The following is a 20,580-nucleotide window of genomic DNA, read 5'->3' on the forward strand; positions in this document are numbered from 1 at the left end:
AGAAATAATGCACATGACTATGGATTGCCATAATGATGGCAATAATCTAGGCGATGAGAATAAATCTAAGCTGAATGACTTATGTAAGTTAGATTGTCAGTTGTCATTGTGTGCTGCAACGCCTGCATTCATATCTTCCGGCTTACATTTCATACTACAACCACAAAGTTTAGCCGCCAGTTTCTATACTTTTAATCTTCATCCGTCTTTACAGGACCTACCGTTTCGACCACCCCTTTCTGTTTGATTTAGCTAACTTTTTTTAAATCAACAGTAAGGAAGAAACATGTTTATTCCCTCTTGCAAAGAGGTTGTGCTTGTCGTTGCGCTATCGACAAGTGCCTCGCTGATAGCCGCCCCTTTAAATATTGAGCGTGCGGTAGAGCTAGCGCTTAGCAGCGATCCCTCTGAGAATTTATATGCTCAGCGACAACAACAAATAGCTGCCATGGGTGTGCAGAGTGGTCAGTTAAAGGACCCGATGGTCAGGCTCGGTCTCGCGAACCTACCCACTGATAGCTTCAAATTTGACCAAGACCCTATGACTCAGCTGAGTGTTGGGCTTACCCAAGAGTTTAGCCGTGGCAATACCCGTGAGCTAAGCGGCCAGCGTTACCAAATATTGGAGCGGCAAACTGGCCACCAAGCTGCTGAGCGCCGCTTGGAACTTAGCCAGCAAATCCGACAAATGTGGTTAAGTGTGCGTTTCGCTAACACGGCACAACATCTTTTAGCCGAGAACAAGCGCTTGTTTGCTCGCAATGTTGAGCACGTGCGTGGCCAGTTCGAATTGGGCTATAAACAAAGCCAAGACCTGTTCCAAGCAGAGCTACAACTAAGCAAGTTTGATGAGCAGATCGCGGCTTATTCCCAGCAAGAGCAAGCCTATCGAGGACAGTTAGCAACGTGGCTTGGCGCTCAGGCTTACCAACCATTTGATAGCGCACTTCCGCAATGGGATGCCACCGCTAATTATGCAGAGCAAGCTAATACCGAACACTACACACTGCTGTCGCAGCACCCTCTGGTGTTGGTGAAACAAGCCGCCATTGATGAGGCTGAAAAACAAATCGAAATCGCCAATGAGGCTTACAAGCCGGCCTTTAGAGTCGAAGTTGGATATGGTCATCGAAACACTCGTGATATGGATGGTAGTGCTCGTCCCGATTTGCTTTCTGGTTTTTTGTCTATGGACGTCCCGTTGTTCACCGATAAACGTCAAGACCAGGCGGTTATTTCAGCTACACGTGGCAAGGGGGTGAAGCAAGCAGAACGCGACCTACTACTAAAAAACATGAATGGTAGGCTCCATGGTCAGATTGCACAGGTACAAAACCTTAATCTGCGCTTAGCTCGCTATCAGCAAACTTTGTTGCCGCAAGCCCAAGCTAATACCCAAGCCGCGATCCAAGGTTATCAATCTAATACAGTGAGCTTTGATCTGGTGGTCAAGGCTTTCATGGATGAAACAGCCTTGCAGTTGGAGTTTGAACAGTTACAAACCCAGCAGTACCAATCCCTTGCTCAAGTTCGTTATTTTCAGGCCCTGTAGGAGTAGAACCGAATGAATAAATTTGTATTAAGCAGTCTATTTCTAGCCCTTGGCTTGGGCGGAGGTTACTTCGCAAATGACTTGATGCAGCATCAGCATAGCACCGATAGTCACACTGGTTATAGCGCATCGGGGGAAGCTGAGCCGCTGTACTGGGTAGCGCCAATGGATCCTAACTATCGCCGTGATAAACCCGGTAAGTCTCCTATGGGCATGGATCTCATCCCCGTTTTTGAGGAGAGTCAATCTGCTAGCCAACCCGGCTTAGTCACCATCGACCCGAGTGTTGAGAATAACTTAGGTGTGAGAACTGCCAAGGTTGAGCTGAACAATTTCGCCACGGCCATTGAAACAGTGGGCACACTTAACCTGAACGAGAATACCCAGTGGCAACTTAATAGCAGGGTTTCAGGTTGGGTTGAAAAACTCGCGGTAAAAGCAGAGGGCGAGCGTGTTGACGCAGGCCAGTACCTTATGTCGATTTACTCACCGGAGCTGGTTAAGGCCCAAGACGACTTACTTAATGCCCTGAACATGGGTAACAAGCGTTTGATTGACTCCGCTAAAACTCGACTCAATGTACTGGGCATGTCAGCTCAGCAAGTTAAGCGCGTGACTAAGCAACGTCGTAGCGAACAGTTAGTTGAACTATATGCCCCTAGCTCTGCTTACATCGCTAAGCTTGGTGTGCGAGAGGGAGCTTATATCACCCCCGCTACTACGTTAGTTGATGCAGGAGCCTTGGATAGCATTTGGTTGATCGGTGAATTATTCGAGTCGCAAGCAGGCCTAGTGGCAGAGGGGGACCAGGTAGAGATGCGTGTGGATAGCTACCCCGGACAAACTTGGCAAGGTGAAATTGACTACATCTATCCCAATCTTGACCCGCAAACTCGCACCTTGCGTGTTCGCATGGAGTTTGCCAATGATGACGAGCGGCTCAAACCCAATATGTATGCTCGAGTCAGAGTCTCCTCGGCACAAGCGAGCCAAGTATTAACCATTCCTAGTGAAGCGGTGATTAGAGGCGGCCGTTTTGATCGCGTAGTAATGAAGCGAGGCGCAGGAAAGTACCAAAGCGTGCGAGTTGAAGTGGGTCGCGAAAGTCAGGGGCAAGTGGAAATACTTGATGGCTTGATGAGTGGTGACACCATCGTAACCAGTGCCCAATTTATGCTGGATTCTGAATCTAGCTTAAGTGCTGATTTCAATCGCATTGGCCCTCCAGATAGGCTTACCAAGTCGGTAGTGGCGAGTGGTGTGGTAATGGCGGTAAAAGACGGAGCCCTCACCATTGCCCATGAACCCGTGCCAGAGTGGGAGTGGCCAGGTATGGTGATGGACTTTCCATTGGAGCAGGCTGAAATTACCGAGCAGATCGTGCCGGGAAGAGAGCTCAAATTTACCATTAACAAACAAGATAATCAGTTTCCTATTTCCAAGCTTGTCCCAGGTGACTTGAATCCTGATGCATTGAAGCAACCAGCGATGGGGTATGACCACGGCACTATGGATCACAGCACAATGGATCATTCGCAGATGGACCACTCTCAAATGAACCATGGCAGCATGGATCACAGCACGATGGACCATTCACAGATGGACCATTCTCAAATGAACCAGTCTCAAATGAACCATGGCAGCATGGATCACAGCACGATGGACCATTCACAGATGGACCATTCTCAAATGAACCAGTCTCAAATGAACCATGGCAGTATGGATCACAGCACGATGGACCATTCACAGATGGACCACTCTCAAATGAACCATTCTCAAATGAACCATGGCAGCATGGATCACAGCACCATGGACCATTCACAGATGGGGCATCGTCCACAGCAAAATGCGGATATGGATACTAGCACCCTAGTGGATGAGGATTTGGATTGGCTGGATTTTGATGATGAAGAGGGAGAGCAGTAATGATCCCTAGTATTATTCGCTGGTCGATACACAATCGTTTTTTAGTCTTGGTCTCGACGCTCGCTATTTTGGTCTACGGCGGTTTCGCCATCAAAAACACGCCCGTCGACGCCATCCCAGACTTGTCAGATGTGCAGGTCATCATTAAGACCTCCTATCCGGGCCAAGCTCCACAGGTGGTTGAAGATCAGGTTACCTATCCACTGACCACCGCTATGTTATCGGTACCTGGAGCACAGACTGTTCGAGGCTACTCCTTTTTTGGTGACTCCTATGTCTACATCATTTTTGAAGATGGTACCGATATTTACTGGGCACGTTCGCGGGTATTAGAGTACTTATCGCAAGTCGCACCTAATCTGCCGGCAGCAGCAAAGCCCGCGCTAGGGCCTGATGCTACGGGTGTTGGCTGGGTGTTTAGTTATGCCTTAGTTGACCGCACCGGCCAGCATGACCTTAGTCAGTTACGCAGTATTCAAGATTGGTTCTTGAAATACGAGCTGCAAACGGTTGCTGGAGTTAGTGAAGTGGCAACCGTCGGCGGCATGGTGAAGCAGTACCAGATAAGCATCGATCCCGATCTCCTGCGAGCCTACCAGCTGAGCCTGCCGCAGCTACAGAGTGCTATTTCTCAAGGGAATCAAGAGACCGGTGCCAGCGTAATTGAAATGGGTGAAGCCGAGTACATGGTGCGCAGTAGCGGCTACATAAGCTCGATCGAAGACTTGCAACAATTACCATTAAAACTCAACCCACAAGGTACTCCCTTGTTACTGGGTGATGTTGCCGATATTCAAGTAGGGCCACAAATGCGCCGAGGGCTCTCAGAGCTTGATGGCGAGGGCGAAGTGGTCGGTGGCGTAGTGGTGATGCGCTACGGGGAAAATGCCCAACAGGTCATTGCAGCTGTTAAAGACAAGCTAGACAGTTTGAGCGCTTCACTGCCCGCTGGCGTAGAAATTGTCACCACTTATGACCGCTCTGGCTTGATTGAACGTGCTGTAGAAAACCTCAAAGACAAATTGATTGAAGAGTTTGTGGTGGTGGTCTTAGTGTGTGCGGCGTTCCTGTTCCATATCCGCAGCTCACTGGTGGTATTGGTAAGTTTGCCTGTGGGGATCATTATCGCCTTCATCGTGATGAGTTGGCAGGGCATCAATGCCAACATCATGTCGTTGGGAGGCATCGCCATCGCCATTGGCGCGATGGTTGATGGAGCCATCGTAATGATTGAAAACGTGCACAAGCACATGGAGAAAACCGAGCTTACCGACGCCAACCGGTGGGAAGTGATTGGCAAAGCGGCTTCAGAGGTGGGGCCTGCCTTGTTCTTCTCGTTGTTGATCATTACCTTCAGCTTCGTGCCGGTCTTTGCCTTGCACGGCCAAGAAGGCAAGATGTTCTCGCCCTTGGCTTACACCAAGACCTACGCCATGGCGGCAGCAGCTGGCTTGGCAATCACGCTAGTGCCGGTACTTATGGGTTACTTTATTCGCGGCAAGGTGATTGCCGAGCATAAGAACCCATTGAATCGGCTTCTGATTGCCAGCTACAAGCCACTACTCAAGCTCAGCTTGAAAGCGCCTGTGCTAGTACTGCTTATCGCTGTCGCCTTAGTCGGTGTAGGTTTTTATCCGGTCAACAAGATTGGTAGTGAGTTTATCCCGCCTTTGGACGAGGGGGATTTGATGTACATGCCAACCACTTATCCTGGGATTAGTATTGGCAAGGCGCGAGAAGTCTTACAACAGACCAATAAGCTGATCAAGACAGTGCCAGAAGTAGAAAGGGTTTGGGGCAAAGTTGGTCGTGCAGAAACAGCGACTGATCCGGCACCTCTCACCATGATCGAAACCTTCATCACGCTTAAGCCCCGAGAGCAATGGCGAGAAGGAATGTCTACCGACAAACTGCGCCAAGAGCTTGATAACTTGGTGAACTTCCCTGGATTAACCAATGCTTGGGTAATGCCGATAAAAACTCGTATCGACATGCTTGCAACTGGGATCAAAACGCCTATTGGCATCAAAATATCAGGCGAAGACCTCAGTGTAATTGAGACCATTGGTAAAGACATTGAAGACATCCTTGGCCAAGTTCCTGGCACCGCCTCCGCATACGCCGAGCGTGTTACCGGTGGACGCTATGTGAAAGTAGATATCGACCGAATTGCAACTGCTCGCTATGGCCTTAACATCGCCGATGTGCAAGCCGTTGTTTCTACAGCCATTGGCGGGATGAATGTGTCTGAGACAGTGGAAGGCTTAGAGCGCTACCCGATTAACTTACGCTATCCCCAGCGTTACCGCGACAGCGTAGAACAACTAAAACTATTGCCTGTGGTCACGCCAAGTGGACTGCGATTAACCCTTGGAGATGTGGCAGCGGTTTACGTTGAAGACGGGCCGCCGATGATTAAGACCGAAAACGCACGCCCTAATGGTTGGATCTTCGTTGATATTGAAGGCCGTGACTTAGGCAGCTACGTACAAGATGCTAAGCAGTACGTGCAAGAGCATCTAACTCTGCCAGCGGGCTATTCAGTCAGTTGGTCAGGGCAATATGAATACATGGAACGCGCAGAAGCCACCTTGAAAGTGGTGGTACCGGCAACGCTTGCCATCATTATGTTGCTGTTGTACATGGCCTTTAGGCGAGTGGGTGAAGTGCTCCTAATCCTAGGCACCTTGCCCTTAGCGATGATTGGCGGCGTTTGGCTCATGTATCTATTGGGTTACAACTTCTCCATTGCCGTTGGCGTGGGTTTCATCGCTCTAGCGGGGGTTGCTGTAGAAATTGGCGTCATCATGCTGATGTACCTTAATCAATCACTTGAAGAGACCTTGTCCAAACACAGCATTGTTAGCAAGCAACAATTACGCACAGCCATTGTTGAAGGTGCTGGTTTGCGCGTACGGCCGGTGATGATGACCGTTGCCACGGTGATCATAGGCCTAATTCCGATTATGTATGGTGAAGGCACCGGCTCCGAAGTCATGCAAAGAATTGCTGCACCGATGATCGGCGGTATGGCCTCAGCGGTGGTATTAACCCTGCTAGTGCTGCCCTCAGTTTATTACTTATGGAAACGCATATCTCTGCGCAAACTAATTAACGAATAACAATTAAGGAGAAACACAATGAAAAAGTTAGCTTCAATAGTTACCGCATCCATTCTTACGCTAGTGAGCGTTACCGCCAATGCCCACAGTGAACACTGTAAAGACACTGAGCTTGGCTCGGTTATGAAGGATATGAAATCTGAGCTTAAAGCCTACGTTGATGCATTCAAAGATGATGACCAGACCGCTATGCAGCAACATGCAGCACAACTGATTAGTAGTGCTAAAGAAGCCAAGCAACTGATCCCACTGAAGCTGCAAGATAGCGAACATCACATGGCTGAGCATGAAGATCATATGGCAGAGATGGCTAACGTAGACCACTCGAGTATGAGCCATTCAAGTATGGATCACAGTAACATGCCAGATATGGAAGGTATGGACCACAATACCCATATGGCACATGTGAGCTATATGAAAGGTATAGATGAACTGCTGGTGTTATTTGGCCAACTACAACAAGTTGATGACAAGAAACTCGTCAAAAACACCCTAATCGAAGTGAAGAAGCACAGCAAACGAAGTCATAAAGAATTTCGTATGAGTTGCGATAAATAGCTATTTATTGGCCGTCATAAATTGGCGGCCTAGCGAGACTGCTAAAGCGCCTAAGCTAAAGAGTGAGAGGGTGATGATGAATGTTAAACAAAAAATTTTGGTGTGGGACAGGTTCATTCGTTTTTATCACTGGCTGCAATTAGCTCTGCTAGTCGGTTTGTGGTTAAGTATGAAGTACGATGAAGTGGATTTGCACATGCAGCTAGGTTTGGCACTCTTGGCTTTGCTTCTGGTTCGATTCATCTGGGGCTACTTTGGTAGTGAAACCGCGCTGTTTAAGTCACTACAGCTTCACCCTAAAGGTGCACTCGATGAACTTAAACAAGAATTGGGCGGCACAGAAAGCATACATACTGGGCACTCTTACCTTGGTTCTTATATGGTGCTGGCTTTATGGGTACTGCTGTTAATACAACTTCTATCAGGCTTGTTTAATTCTGATGACATTCTCTCTGATGGACCCTTATATGCCTATGTGGACGAACAATACTACGAATGGTTTAAAGCCCTCCATTCAAATAACGTTGATTACTTATTTGCGCTTATCGCAATTCATATACTGGCGATTGGCTACTTTTGCTTAAGGAAGCGTGGTTACTTGAGAGCTATGTTCAGTGGTTATAAGAATAAAGATATTGCAAGCAAACCTAACATCAAGCCTGGGCTTTGGCCGATATTGGCAGCTAGTTTGCTGATAGCATTGACCTTAGTTTTCTAAATCGTAAACAACTACTGAATGAAAAGGCCTTGAGCGTGACTCAAATCAGCGGCTTTTTTGATCTAACTTATCATATAGATAAATTGGGTTTGCGAGAATAAGAGTGAGAACAGTTACTATTTTTTATTAGAACTCTTACTTACAGGGATGGTAAATAAGTTTATGGATCACCAACATCAAGCCGCTTTTGATATTAGCAGCCAAGCTCACCAACACGATTTTTCTCACCACACCAATCAAGGTGAACAGCGTACATTAATTGTATTAGCGCTTACTGCCATTACCATGGTAGTTGAAATTGTTGCTGGAACTTGGTTTGGCTCCATGGCTTTGCTTGCCGATGGTTGGCACATGGGGACTCACGTTGCTGCATTCGTGATAACTATCTTTGTTTATCGATATGCTCGCAAGCACGCAAACAACCCCAAGTTCAGCTTTGGTACCGGAAAAGTCAGTTCGCTTGGAGGTTTTGCCAGTGCAATTGCTTTAGCGGTAGTTTCTCTTCTCATGATAATTGAGTCGATTACTCGCTTCTTCGAACCACAAGCGATTGCCTTTAATCAAGCGATTTTAGTTGCTGTTATTGGCTTGTTAGTTAACTTAGTAAGTGCTTGGATTCTCAAAGATGATCACCATCATCACCATGACGAAGAGCACAGCCACTCTCACCAAGATCACAATCTACGCGCAGCATATATGCACGTGCTGGCCGACGCACTAACATCATTACTCGCTATATTTGCTCTGCTCGCTGGCAAATACGCTGGGCTTAATTGGTTAGACCCAGTAATGGGTATTGTGGGAGCTCTAGTTATAAGTAAATGGGCCTGGGGCTTAATCTCATTAACAAGTAGTCACTTACTCGACCAACAGTGTCAAACCACCGAGAACCGTGTGCGTGAAGCTTTGAAAGACGAAGAGATAGAAATCACAGATTTGCATGTTTGGCACCTCGGAGAGAAGTCACTTAGCGCTGTAATCTCAATACGCAGCGAAGCACCTCGTCCGTTGGTAACTTATAAACAGTTGTTACAACATATTCCTAAGCTGAAACATGTAAGTATCGAAGTTCATAAGTAGGAGTCTAAGTTTTTCAGTTTTTCAACAATGAGCTTCTTACGGAGAGGGAGAAACAATTTGAAGAAGAAAGAAGTAACAGAGTGCCGCTGTTGATTTTAGCCCTTGAGCTATGAGGTTCTTACGGAGAGGGAGAAACAATTTGAAGAAGAAAGAAGTAACAGAGTGCCGCTGTTGATTTTAGCCCTTGAGCTATGAGGTTCTTACGGAGAGGGAGAAACAATTTGAAGAAGAAAGAAGTAACAGAGTGCCGCTGTTGATTTTAGCCCTTGAGCTATGAGGTTCTTACGGAGAGGGAGAAACAATTTGAAGAAGAAAGAAGTAACAGAGTGCCGCTGTTGATTTTAGCCCTTGAGCTATGAGGTTCTTACGGAGAGGGAGACACAATTTGAAGAAGAAAGAAGTAACAGAGTGCCGCAGTTGATTTTAGCCCTTGAGCTATGAGGTTCTTACGGAGAGGGAGAAACAATTTGAAGAAGAAAGAAGTACCCAGAGTGCCGCTGTTGATTTTAGCCCTTGAACCATGAGGTTCAAGGCGGGAAACAAGACCCTACCGTAGGCTTCTCAGTCGGGCTGAGCATGCTCAATAGCAGGGAAAAATCACCCTTAAGATACAATTATCGGCTCAGGGACATCACCAACTGGCGAACACCCCAGGAAACTAAACTCTTATACACTGTAGTAAAACTTCGAATACCTTGCGAGTACTCTATTCAACATTACCCACTGGTTGGCTCTGCTCTAGCAAGGCACGCTCAATGGTGTTTTGCAGCTCTACTATTCGCTGATTCATATTATCAGCATAATTCTGATTTTTTGCTTGTTCGTTATGCAGCTCGTAAGAGAGGTGCAAACCAACCATTATGGCTAAGTGCTCGGTACTATTAACGCTGCTCTTTTCTTTGAGCGCTTCTAAACGTTGAGATAATTCGTCGGCGGCTTGGCGAAGTTTATCTTCTTCACCGACCGGGCAAGCTACTCGGTAGTTCTTGCCTAACAATATTATGTCTACGCCCTGCGTCATGATTCGCCTTAGCTAAACTGTATTACGACCGAATATATAGCGCAGCGCGCTAACTTGCAACCATTGTTGCCGCGGCTTTGTGCAAGCTGCGGCAATAACGAGCAGTTTGCTGTAAAGCTAAACAAATCTGCGTTATCGGTCTCATAAAAGCTTATTTGATTGCTTGAATATCCCTAACGATTTGTCCACCATAGCCAACTATAATTATTTGAGCGTTAACCTTAACGCTAGTTTCAAAAGTTTTTTAGGTAACAGGATACAAAGCTTCATGGCGCAAGCAGGCAGTTTTGCCGATGAACGTCGCAGATTTTACCGCATCGTCTACCCAGTGCGTTTGATTCAGCTCCTCATCAAAATGGTTAACACTAAAATTGCCAACGTTGACCCCCAAGGCCGCAAAAAATCAGAAGTGAAAGACGCCTACGCGGCGCAGTTCATGCCGATGATGTACTTGGGCGATCATGTCTTTCCTGTGTTAGATGTATCTGAAGGTGGTTGCCGTATTCAATGGCGCTCTTCGGCGGAGCCTTTGCCTATTTCTAGTAAAATATTGGTGGGGCGGATCATTTTTCATAAAGACCTAAGCAAAATTGTTGATTACTTGCCTAAGGACCTTAAGGATGAGTTTGAAGATTTAAGCCTGCTTTACAGTACTGAAGGTTACGAACATCAGTTTGAGGCGAGAATTATCCGTAAGATTGAAAATAAGCGCGATCCCTACCCACAACTGTGCCTGCAGTTTACTAAGGCTACTCACATGTCGGCGCGATTCATTCGCCAACAAGAAAGCACCTTAATTAAACTGTTTCGCGATCAATATATTGAGCGAGTGCGCCTGCGCCGCCAGCAGCTGAAAGAAGCCCAACAAAAATAGCCCGAAATTGCCCCTAAATATAAGTATAAAAATGGCCGCTAACTTTAAGCAGTGTTAGGATTAGCCAATTAAAAGTAGCTAGGTATTTAATGTGACTAAAATTGCATATCCAGATTATGAAGATCTGGGTGAACTCCTCATTGGTTCAAAAATATTGGTAAGCCCTGCTGAAGTTCATGGCCTGTTAAGTGGCCTTTTAGCAGCGGGTTTGCCTAGTGATGGCGACTGGTTGAGCCAGATAAATGCACTTATTAACGATGGCCAAGGTTTACCTGTTGAAATTAAAAAGCAGCTAAAAATTGTAATGGAAGCCACCCACAGCGGCATGAGCGATAGCTTATTGGGCTTTCAATTAATGTTGCCCAGTGATGACCTAGTAGTAGAAGAGCGTACCGAAGCCTTAGCTCAATGGGTACAAAGCTTTTTGGTGGGTTTTGGTGTGGTACAAAGCGATCTCAATAAGTTGGCCGAAGACGTGCAGGAATTGGTTAAAGATTTCACCGAAATTAGCCAATTGTCTTCTGATTTAGATGATGACGAAGAAGAAAACGAACAAGCCTTATTCCAAGTGGTGGAATACGTGCGTATTGGCGCCATTACTATCTTTGCTCACCTTACTGCCAGTGATAGCGACCTACAACAACCTACATTGCATTAAGCACTAATAAGCCAAGGAGTTGCTGTGTTTTTACAACGTCGTCAGCAGTTATTTTCTGCCATGTCAGACAACAGTGTTGCGATTTTCTGTGCTGCCGAAGAACAAACGCGCAGCCGCGATACTGAGTTTCCCTTTCGCCAAGACAGCGACTTTTACTACTTCTGTGGGTTTAACGAGCCTAGCGCATTGTTATTGCTGATAAAGCACGCTGGCGAAACCCGTACTGTATTGTTTAATCGCCGTAAAGATAAGCTCGCCGAAATTTGGCAAGGCCGCCGTTTAGGCCAAGAGCAAGCCGTTAGCCATTTAGGCATCGATAAAGCCCACGCCATAGAAGAGCTAGGTGAGCACTTACATCTTGAGCTAGATGGTTTAGAAAAGGTGTATTTAGCACAAGGGCGTTACCCCGCTTACGACCAACAAATTTTTGCTGCCATCGAATGTTTACGCAATGGTTTGCGTCAAGGCTTTAAAGCGCCTAAGCAAATCGAAGACTGGCGACCCATTGTTGATGAGATGCGCTTGATAAAATCTGCCGACGAAGTGGCGCTTATGCGTAAAGCCGGTGAGATTTCTGCCGCTGGTCATGTGCGTGCTATGCGCAGTTGTAAGGTAGGCATGTGGGAATACCAGTTAGAAGCCGAAATTCATCACGAGTTTTTAATGGCTGGCTCACGCGCTCCTGCTTACGGCACTATTGTTGGTGCTGGCGACAACGCTTGTATTCTGCATTACACCGAGAACGAAAGCGTGATGCAAGATGGTGATTTAGTGCTGATTGATGCCGGCGCCGAATACCAAATGTATGCCGGAGACATTACCCGAACCTTCCCAGTAAACGGTAAGTTTAGCCCCGAGCAAGCCAAGCTTTACAAGGTGGTTTTAGACGCCCAGTTAGCCGCTTTGGATATGTTAAAACCGGGTGTGTCGATTTATGAGGTTAACCAAGTAGTGCTTAACATTATGGTAAGTGGCTTGGTTGATTTAGGCATTATGCAAGGTGACGTTGCCACACTCATTGAAGAAGAAGCTTACAAAGAGTATTACATGCACGGCTTAGGACATTGGATTGGCCTAGACGTCCACGATGTGGGTGACTATTACGATGTTAAGCGCACTCGACCATTGGTAGAGGGCATGGCCATCACCATTGAACCTGGCCTGTATATTCCTGCAGATGCCGAGGTGCCAGCGGCTTATCAAGGCATAGGTATTCGTATTGAAGACGATGTGGTGATAACCAGCGAAGGTCGTGAAATTCTTACCAGCAATGTGCCTAAATCTATCGCCGAAATTGAAGCTCTAATGGCGACTAGCTAGTATGAGCAAGGCCCAAATCCAAGACCAGCATCAGCACTTTGATATTGCCATAGTGGGTGCGGGCATGGCAGGCGCAAGCCTCGCCTTGGCCTTAAGTAATAGTCGCACTGAGCAGCCATTACGCATTGCGGTTATCGAGGCCGCCGAGCTACATTTTGGCCAGCATCCCGGCTTTGATGGTCGCGCTATTGCTTTATCGGCTGGCTCACAGCAGTGGCTTAAACAGCAAGGTTTGTGGCAATACTTAGCGCCACATACCTGCGCCATAGAGCATATCCATGTTTCAGATCGCGGCCATTGCGGCTATACCACCTTAGATGCTCAGGAGTATCAGCTTGATGCTCTAGGGCAAGTGATAGAGCTAGAACACGCTGGTCGAGAGTTTCACACTTTACTTAGCCAACGCCAGCAGGTGCAGTTGTTTTGTCCCAACAAGGTAAACAAGATTGAGCAGCAGTCTGAGCAAGTACTTGTAGAGCTAGATAAGCAGCAAACCATTAGTGCTAGTTTATTAGTGGGCGCAGATGGCGCCGAGTCTTTGGTGGGTAAGCAAATAGGCAACCAACAGCAACATGATTTTGGCAAGTTTGCCTTAATTGCTAACGTACAGGCAGAGCAAGATCTCGCAGGTCGGGCTTTTGAACGCTTCACCGAAGATGGACCATTAGCGCTATTACCTATGACCGACAATCGTTGGTCGGTAGTTTGGTCACTTACTGGCGAGGATGCTCAGCGCCTGCAAGCGGCCAGTGAGAATGAGTTTTTAGCGGAGCTACAGCGCGCTTTTGGTTACCGTGCTGGGCGCTTTATTGGAGTAGGCAAACGTGTTGCTTACCCACTGGTGCTGCGCCACTACTCACGCTTATTTAGCCACCGTTTATTGGTGCTAGGCAATGCCGCCCATGCGCTGCATCCTATTGCCGGGCAGGGCTTTAATTTGGGGCTGCGCGATGTGGCAGCCCTAGCGGAACTAATTCAACAGCAGTGGAACAGCGGCGGCGATCTTGGCGCGCACAGCCTATTAGATGCATATCAAAAAGCGCGTGAGCAAGATAATGCCCGCACTATCTCTATGACATCTACGCTGGCTAGTTTGTTTGCCAGCAACGACAAAACTTCGGTAGTTCCACGTAACCTTGGCCTTATGGCTATGCAACTTTCACCGCGCTTTAAATCGCTGCTAGCGAAACAAAGCTTAGGTTTATATCTCTCTTAATCAGGACTAGGACAGGCAAATGCAAGCGGTTGATTTAACAATTATTGGTGGTGGAATGGTAGGTTTGGCCTTAGCCAGCGCACTGGCCGACAGCCCATTGCGTATTGCCATTGTTGAACCTAAACCCTCACAGCCGCCAGAACTGAGTGAATATAGCTTACGAGTGAGTGCACTTAGTTTGTCTTCTCAACAGTTGTTACAATCGCTAGGAGTTTGGCAAAGCATAGTAGAGCAGCGAGTTGCGCCTTATAACGACATGCAAGTTTGGGAGCACGACAGCTTTGCTAAAATTCGTTTTCAAGCAGAAAAGATGATGGTGCCAAACATTGGTCACATTGTAGAAAACGACATTATTCGCCACGCTTTATGGCAACAAGTTAGCCAGCAAAGCAATGTTACTATTATTGAGCAGGCGGTAGACAAATTACACCGGGGCGATAGTGAATCATGGTTAAGTTTTGCCAATGGCCAAGGCTTAAGCTCTAAACTGCTGGTGGCGGCAGATGGCGCAAACTCTTGGTTGCGCCAGCAACTAGATATTCCTCTCACCTATTGGGATTACCAGCACACTGCCATTGTGGCCACCATTAAAACTGCGGAGCCACACCAAGATTGTGCCCGCCAAATATTTACCCCAGAAGGTCCCTTAGCCTTTTTACCCTTAAGTGATGCTAATACTTGTTCGATTGTTTGGTCGGTTTCACCCGACAGAGCCGCAGAGCTGCAAGCCATGAGTGAGGCCGAGTTTAATAAGCAACTTACTATGGCCTTTGATAATCGCTTAGGTCTGTGTGAGCGAGTAGGTGAGTGCGCTGGCTTCCCACTGCGAATGCGTTATGCACGCGATTTTGCCGGTAAAGGTTTCGCCCTTATTGGCGATGCCGCCCACACCATTCATCCCTTAGCTGGGCAGGGTGTAAATCTAGGATTAATGGATGCTGCCGCGCTAGCGCAAGAGCTAACGGCGATGCAAGAGGCCGGTAAAAGCATTAACGACTACGCCAACCTACGCCACTTTGAGCGCTGGCGTAAAAGCGAAGCCAGCCAAATGATCGCTTCAATGGAGTTTTTTAAACGCTTATTTGGCAACGCCAACCCAGCACTTAAGTTACTGCGTGGAGTAGGCATGAGTTTGGTGGATAAGGCCGAACCGCTCAAGCAACAAGCGATGCGCCGCGCCTTGGGTTTAGAAGGTGATTTACCGAAGCGAGCTAGTTTAAAAGCTTAAGTTTTAGCGCTGACACTTAGAGGCTTTGTCAGCTTCTAAGGTTTGGCTAACGTTTACTTCAACCTTTAACCTGCAACGTCCACTTTGTTTGGCTTCGCCGTTTTCCTCAGGCTACCGCCAATACGCACTCCCCACTGGTTTTCGAGTCATTTCATTGATGTGTACGCTTAACCACTAGGTAAGCATAACCATCACCATCACCGCTGCCAGTGAAGTTCCAGTCATTGTTGTTTTATGACTACTCCTTCTGTTCAGTTTGGAAAACCCTGCGAAAGCATCAGCGCATAAGCTAAGCTGTTAATACGCTCTTTGTTTAAATATTAAGCAGTTGCCATTAGCTAAATTTAGCTAATTGAAGCGCTCAAACAGGTGATTTATTTTTATTAAGTTTTTTCTTGTGGATTAGTTTAACTAATGGGTGGTTATTTTAAGTCGGCCTTTTAAATTGTGGTTATGTTTGCACAGGCTAGCAATAATTAGTGAATAACTAAGGAATGGCTTGCTTATTTGGTGTTTTTTGCTGTTTTTTGGCGTTTCTAGCTAAAGCTTGTCACTACGCTGTTGAAGGGATGTAAGCAAACTGTGCAGCTTATAGATTAGCTCAGCTTGTGATTGGTGCTTTCTTGTTGCGCACATCTCGCTATAATTGTTCAGCATTGGCAGGGGGAGTTTATCCTTCGCGTCCTCATAATAAAGGGATCAGCACATGACACAGCAAACGGTACTTCATCAAGCGCACCTCGACGCAGGCGCAAAGTTAGTGGATTTTCACGGTTGGGAAATGCCGATTAACTACGGCTCACAAATCGAAGAGCACCACGCTGTTCGTCAAGCCGCTGGCATGTTTGATGTATCCCACATGACCATTGTTGATGTGCAGGGCGAACAAGCCCAAGCCTTTCTTCGCAAACTATTAGCTAACGACGTAGCCAAGCTTACCGTTAAAGGTAAGGCGCTTTACGGCGGCATGTTAAACCATGAAGGCGGCGTGATTGACGACCTTATTACCTATTACTTTAGCGAAACCGATTACCGCTTAGTGGTTAACTCGGCTACCCGCGAAAAAGATCTCGCGTGGATCAACCAACAAGCCAGCGATTTTGCAGTAAGCATTACCGAGCGCCCAGAGCTAGCGATGATTGCGGTACAAGGCCCACAGGCTAAAAAGCTGACTTCTGCGGTATTAGACAATGACCAAAACCTCGCTATCGAAGGTATGAAGCCGTTCTTTGGTGTACAAGCTGGCGACTTATTTATTGCTACCACTGGTTATACCGGTGAGCAAGGCTACGAGATTGTGGTACCGCAAGATAAAGCGGTAGCGCTTTGGAAAGCGCTAGAAGCGCAAGGTGTGCAGCCTTGTGGTTTAGGCGCGCGCGATACCCTGCGTTTAGAAGCAGGTATGAATTTATATGGTCAAGACATGGACGAGAGCGTATCACCGCTAGCGGCCAACATGGGCTGGACCATTGCATGGGAGCCGCAAGAGCGCGACTTTATTGGCCGCCAAGCCTTAGAAGCTCAAAAAGCCGAAGGCACCGACAAGCTGGTTGGTTTAGTCATGGAAACCAAAGGCGTAATGCGTGCAGGCCAAGCGGTTACGGTAGTGAATGAGTATGGCGAAGCCTTACCGGGCGTTGTCACCAGCGGCACTTTTTCTCCTACTTTGGGTCAAAGTATTGCGCTGGCTCGTATCGCCAATTGCGACGTAGAAGAAGCCTTAGTGGAAATGCGCAAAAAACAGGTTAAAGTGAAAGTAGTAAAACCTGTATTTGTGCGTAATGGCGCCAAAGTGTAAGCCCCAATAATCGAATTTTGTTTGTAGATTTAACTTTAAATTAAAACCTTAAGTAAGAACTTATAGAGGAAAGGAATTATGGCTAATATCCCTGCCGAACTGCGTTATGCCAGTACTCACGAGTGGGTACGTTCAGAAGGCGATGGCGTATACACCGTTGGCATTAGTGAGCACGCGCAAGAGCTACTAGGCGACATGGTATTTATTGACTTACCAGACGTAGGCGACGAGATTGACGCAGGCGATGACTGCGCAGTGGCTGAGTCGGTGAAAGCCGCTTCAGACATCTACGCGCCACTAAGCGGCGAAGTAGTAGAAATTAACGAAGAGCTAGAAGATTCACCCGAGCAAGTAAACAGCGATGCTTACGGCGACGGTTGGATGTTTAAAGTTAAAGTTAGCGATGAAAGCGAGCTAGAGAACTTACTCTCGGCCGAAGATTACGCCGCCACTATCGAAGAAGATGAATAAGCTTTGATCAAAAATGCGCTCCGCTAGTCGGGGCGCTTTTTTTATCCGTAACACAATAATAAACCCGACTAAACGCAACGCATTTTGTTTCAGTAATACAGGAATAGTTTAATGAACCCGTCTTTGCCGTTAACCGAACTAGAGCAAAACCAAGACTTTATTCGCCGCCATATTGGCCCCGATCAAGCCGAAGTTAACACCATGCTTAAACAGCTTGGCTTAAGCTCTGTAGAGCAACTTATTGAGCAAACGGTGCCTGAACAAATTCGTTTAAACCAAGACCTAAGTATTGGCGATAGTCTCACCGAGCAACAAGCGCTTGCTGCATTACGTAAGCTAGCTAAACAGAACAAGGTTTACCGTAGCTACATTGGTATGGGCTACCACAATACCCATGTACCGCACGTTATTTTACGTAATGTATTTGAAAACCCAGGTTGGTACACCGCCTACACGCCTTACCAGCCAGAGATTGCCCAAGGCCGCTTAGAAGCACTGCTTAACTTCCAACAGTTAACCCTAGATTTAACTGGCTTAGAGCTAGCTAGTGCTTCGTTATTGGATGAAGCTACCGCCGCAGCCGAGGCCATGGCACTTGCTAAGCGTGTGTCTAAAAATAAAAAATGTAACCTGTACTTTATTGCCGACGACGTGCACCCACAAACCATCGACGTAGTAAAAGAGCGCGCCGATTTCTTCGGTTTCGACGTAGAAGTAGGTCCAGCCGAAAGTGTGGTTGAGCACAATGTGTTTGGTGCGCTGTTGCAATATCCCGGCACTACCGGCCGAGTGCGCGATTTAAGCGAGCTCATCGAACAAGTACATAGCAACAAAGGCATTGTGGCTGTAGCGGCCGATATTATGGCCTTGGTGATGCTTAAATCGCCGGGCGCGATGGGTGCCGATGTTGTACTAGGCTGTGCCCAACGCTTTGGTGTACCTATGGGTTACGGCGGCCCACACGCGGCATTTTTTGCAACCCGTGACGCTTACAAACGCTCGCTACCGGGTCGTATTATTGGTGTATCTAAAGACAGGCGCGGCAAGCCTGCTTTGCGCATGGCACTGCAAACCCGCGAGCAACATATTCGCCGCGAAAAAGCTAACTCAAACATTTGTACTGCCCAAGTATTGCTAGCCAACATGGCCTCGTTTTATGCGGTATTCCACGGCCCTGATGGCCTGCGCACCATTGCCCAGCGTATTCACCGCTTAACCGCTATTCTTGCTCACGGCCTAGAGGCCAAAGGCCTAAGCCCAGAGCATGCGCAATACTTTGATACCCTAAGCATTAAAGTAAGCGATAAAGACGCGATCAAAGCACGCAGCGAAGCATTAGGCATTAACCTGCGTATGGATTTAGACGGCAGCGTAGCGCTAAGCCTAGATGAAACCACCACTGCAAGCGACGTAAATGACTTATTCACCGTATTACTAGGCGAAGATCACGGCTTAGACGCCGCGCGTTTAGATGATATTGTGAAAGGCGAAACCTGCATTCCAGAAACGCTACTACGCGATACGCCAATTTTGGAGCATGAAGTATTTAACCGCTACCGCAGCGAAACCGATGTACTGCGTTACATTCGCAAATTAGAAGGTAAAGACTTAGCGCTAAACCACTCGATGATCTCGCTAGGCTCATGCACCATGAAGCTAAACGCCACCGCGGAGATGATCCCAGTAACTTGGCCAGAGTTTTCAAGCATGCACCCCTTCTGCCCAAGTGACCAAGCGCAGGGTTACCACGCCATGATTAGCCAGCTAGAAGATTGGTTGGTAAACATCACCGGTTACGATTCAATTTGTATGCAGCCAAACTCGGGCGCGCAAGGTGAATACGCAGGCCTGTTAGCTATTCAAAAATACCACGCAAGCCGCGGCGACCATCACCGCAACATTTGTTTAATTCCTAGCTCGGCGCACGGTACTAACCCAGCTTCTGCACAAATGGCTAACTTAAAAGTAGTGGTAGTGGCCTGTGATAAAGAGGGCAACGTAGACATGATTGATCTGCGCAGCAAAGCCGAAGAGCTAGCCGAGCAGTTATCCTGTGTAATGATTACCTACCCAAGTACCCACGGCGTATACGAAGAAACCATTAAAGAGATTTGCGACATTGTTCATGACAACGGCGGCCAAGTGTACATGGACGGCGCCAACATGAACGCGCAAGTAGGCATTACTTCACCGGGCTTTATTGGCTCAGACGTAAGTCACTTAAACCTACACAAAACCTTTGCTATTCCACACGGTGGCGGTGGCCCAGGTATGGGGCCAATTGGCGTTAAAGCCCACTTGGCACCGTTTGTGGCTGGCCACAGCGTAGTAAGCAATGGTAAAGCTAGCCACGCCAATGCCGCAGTATCGGCAGCCCCTTATGGCAGCGCGTCTATCTTGCCTATTAGTTGGATGTACGTAGCCATGTTGGGTAACCAAGGGCTGCGCCAATCATCAGAAATAGCCATTCTCAACGCCAACTACCTAGCCAGCCGTTTAAGCCAAGCCTTCCCGATTTTATATAGCGGACAAAATGGCCGAGTCGCCCACGAATGTATTATTGATATGCGCCCACTTAAAGAGGCCACCGGCATTACCGAAATGGACGTAGCCAAGCGCTTAAATGACTACGGCTTTCACGCGCCAACCATGAGCTTCCCGGTAGCGGGCACCTTAATGGTAGAGCCTACCGAGTCGGAATCGCTGGCCGAAATCGACCGCTTTATTGATGCGATGTTATCGATACGCGCTGAGATAGCCAAAGTAGAAACGGGCGAGTGGACCCTACAAGACAACCCGCTAGTGTTTGCCCCGCACACTTTAGATGATTTAACCGACGCTCAATGGACCCACAACTACAGCCGCGAGCTAGCCGTGTTCCCATGTGACGCAGTTAAGCAAAACAAATTCTGGCCTACAGTAAACCGCATTGATGATGTGTTTGGGGATAGAAATTTATTCTGCGCGTGCCTTCCTATGGAAGCCTATCAAGAGTAAAAATCAAAACCTTTTCAGTGTGTTATGATATAGAGCGAAGC

At 47.4% G+C, this 20,580-nt stretch carries 15 protein-coding genes and 1 other RNA gene; 14 read left to right on the top strand and 2 right to left on the bottom strand.

The annotated features are described in order from the left end of the window. Positions 1 to 286: 286 nt before the first annotated feature. The 6 genes from K5L93_RS14110 (at position 287) to dmeF (ending at position 8,956) form a co-directional block, all read left to right on the top strand. Positions 287 to 1,552, top strand: a complete 1,266-nt coding sequence (locus tag K5L93_RS14110; RefSeq protein WP_220720409.1) for a TolC family protein — start codon at positions 287 to 289, stop codon at positions 1,550 to 1,552. Positions 1,553 to 1,564: 12 nt separating this feature from the next. After that, a complete protein-coding gene (locus tag K5L93_RS20200) occupies positions 1,565 to 3,478 on the top strand; it encodes an efflux RND transporter periplasmic adaptor subunit (RefSeq protein WP_220720410.1) in 1,914 nt (637 codons plus the stop codon). Continuing rightward, positions 3,478 to 6,600 carry an efflux RND transporter permease subunit gene (locus K5L93_RS14120; RefSeq protein WP_220720411.1) on the top strand — a complete coding sequence of 1,041 codons (3,123 nt, stop codon included), beginning with the start codon at positions 3,478 to 3,480 and terminating at the stop codon, positions 6,598 to 6,600. The genes K5L93_RS20200 and K5L93_RS14120 overlap by 1 nt, the downstream gene beginning before the upstream one ends. An 18-nt stretch (positions 6,601 to 6,618) precedes the next feature. Then, positions 6,619 to 7,158, top strand: coding sequence for a copper resistance protein CopA (locus K5L93_RS14125; protein ID WP_220720412.1), 540 nt, complete (start codon positions 6,619 to 6,621; stop codon positions 7,156 to 7,158). A 73-nt stretch (positions 7,159 to 7,231) separates the two neighbouring features. Beyond that, positions 7,232 to 7,876: a cytochrome b/b6 domain-containing protein gene (locus K5L93_RS14130; RefSeq protein WP_220720413.1), complete on the top strand. Its 645-nt coding sequence runs from the start codon at positions 7,232 to 7,234 to the stop codon at positions 7,874 to 7,876. Positions 7,877 to 8,038: 162 nt separating this feature from the next. Next, positions 8,039 to 8,956, top strand: a complete 918-nt coding sequence (dmeF, locus tag K5L93_RS14135; protein WP_220720414.1) for a CDF family Co(II)/Ni(II) efflux transporter DmeF — start codon at positions 8,039 to 8,041, stop codon at positions 8,954 to 8,956. Positions 8,957 to 9,435: 479 nt separating this feature from the next. On the opposite strand, the gene ssrS is transcribed toward dmeF, so the two are convergent. Further along, positions 9,436 to 9,616, bottom strand: a non-coding RNA gene (ssrS, locus tag K5L93_RS14140) — 6S RNA. Between the two features lie 46 nt (positions 9,617 to 9,662). After that, entirely contained in the window at positions 9,663 to 9,977 is a 315-nt protein-coding gene (gene zapA, locus K5L93_RS14145; RefSeq protein WP_152780319.1) for a cell division protein ZapA, read from the bottom strand. A 268-nt stretch (positions 9,978 to 10,245) separates the two neighbouring features. Between zapA and K5L93_RS14150 the strand changes: the two genes are divergently transcribed. From K5L93_RS14150 to gcvP, 8 genes are all read left to right on the top strand, one after another. Next, positions 10,246 to 10,851 (top strand): hypothetical protein, encoded by a 606-nt coding sequence (locus K5L93_RS14150; RefSeq protein WP_220720415.1) that lies wholly within the window; start codon positions 10,246 to 10,248, stop codon positions 10,849 to 10,851. Positions 10,852 to 10,942: 91 nt separating this feature from the next. Beyond that, entirely contained in the window at positions 10,943 to 11,509 is a 567-nt protein-coding gene (locus tag K5L93_RS14155) for a UPF0149 family protein (protein ID WP_220720416.1), read from the top strand. Between the two features lie 24 nt (positions 11,510 to 11,533). Continuing rightward, positions 11,534 to 12,829, top strand: a complete 1,296-nt coding sequence (pepP, locus tag K5L93_RS14160) for a Xaa-Pro aminopeptidase (protein WP_220720417.1) — start codon at positions 11,534 to 11,536, stop codon at positions 12,827 to 12,829. A 1-nt stretch (position 12,830) separates the two neighbouring features. Beyond that, on the top strand, positions 12,831 to 14,045 hold the full coding sequence (ubiH, locus tag K5L93_RS14165) for a 2-octaprenyl-6-methoxyphenyl hydroxylase (protein ID WP_220720418.1): 1,215 nt from the start codon (positions 12,831 to 12,833) through the stop codon (positions 14,043 to 14,045). Positions 14,046 to 14,064: 19 nt separating this feature from the next. Continuing rightward, positions 14,065 to 15,273, top strand: a complete 1,209-nt coding sequence (locus K5L93_RS14170) for an FAD-dependent monooxygenase (protein WP_220720419.1) — start codon at positions 14,065 to 14,067, stop codon at positions 15,271 to 15,273. Positions 15,274 to 15,979: 706 nt separating this feature from the next. Continuing rightward, positions 15,980 to 17,071, top strand: coding sequence for a glycine cleavage system aminomethyltransferase GcvT (gene gcvT, locus K5L93_RS14175; RefSeq protein ID WP_016403168.1), 1,092 nt, complete (start codon positions 15,980 to 15,982; stop codon positions 17,069 to 17,071). Between the two features lie 78 nt (positions 17,072 to 17,149). Beyond that, the gene (gcvH, locus tag K5L93_RS14180) at positions 17,150 to 17,542 is read left to right on the top strand and encodes a glycine cleavage system protein GcvH (protein ID WP_220720420.1); all 393 of its coding nucleotides are present in this window, start codon (positions 17,150 to 17,152) and stop codon (positions 17,540 to 17,542) included. A gap of 111 nt (positions 17,543 to 17,653) precedes the next feature. Beyond that, a complete protein-coding gene (gene gcvP, locus K5L93_RS14185; protein ID WP_220720421.1) occupies positions 17,654 to 20,539 on the top strand; it encodes an aminomethyl-transferring glycine dehydrogenase in 2,886 nt (961 codons plus the stop codon). The last annotated feature ends 41 nt before the right edge of the window (positions 20,540 to 20,580 follow it).

It is taken from the genome of Agarivorans litoreus (assembly GCF_019649015.1).
In the GTDB taxonomy this organism is placed as follows: Bacteria; Pseudomonadota; Gammaproteobacteria; order Enterobacterales; family Celerinatantimonadaceae; genus Agarivorans; species Agarivorans litoreus.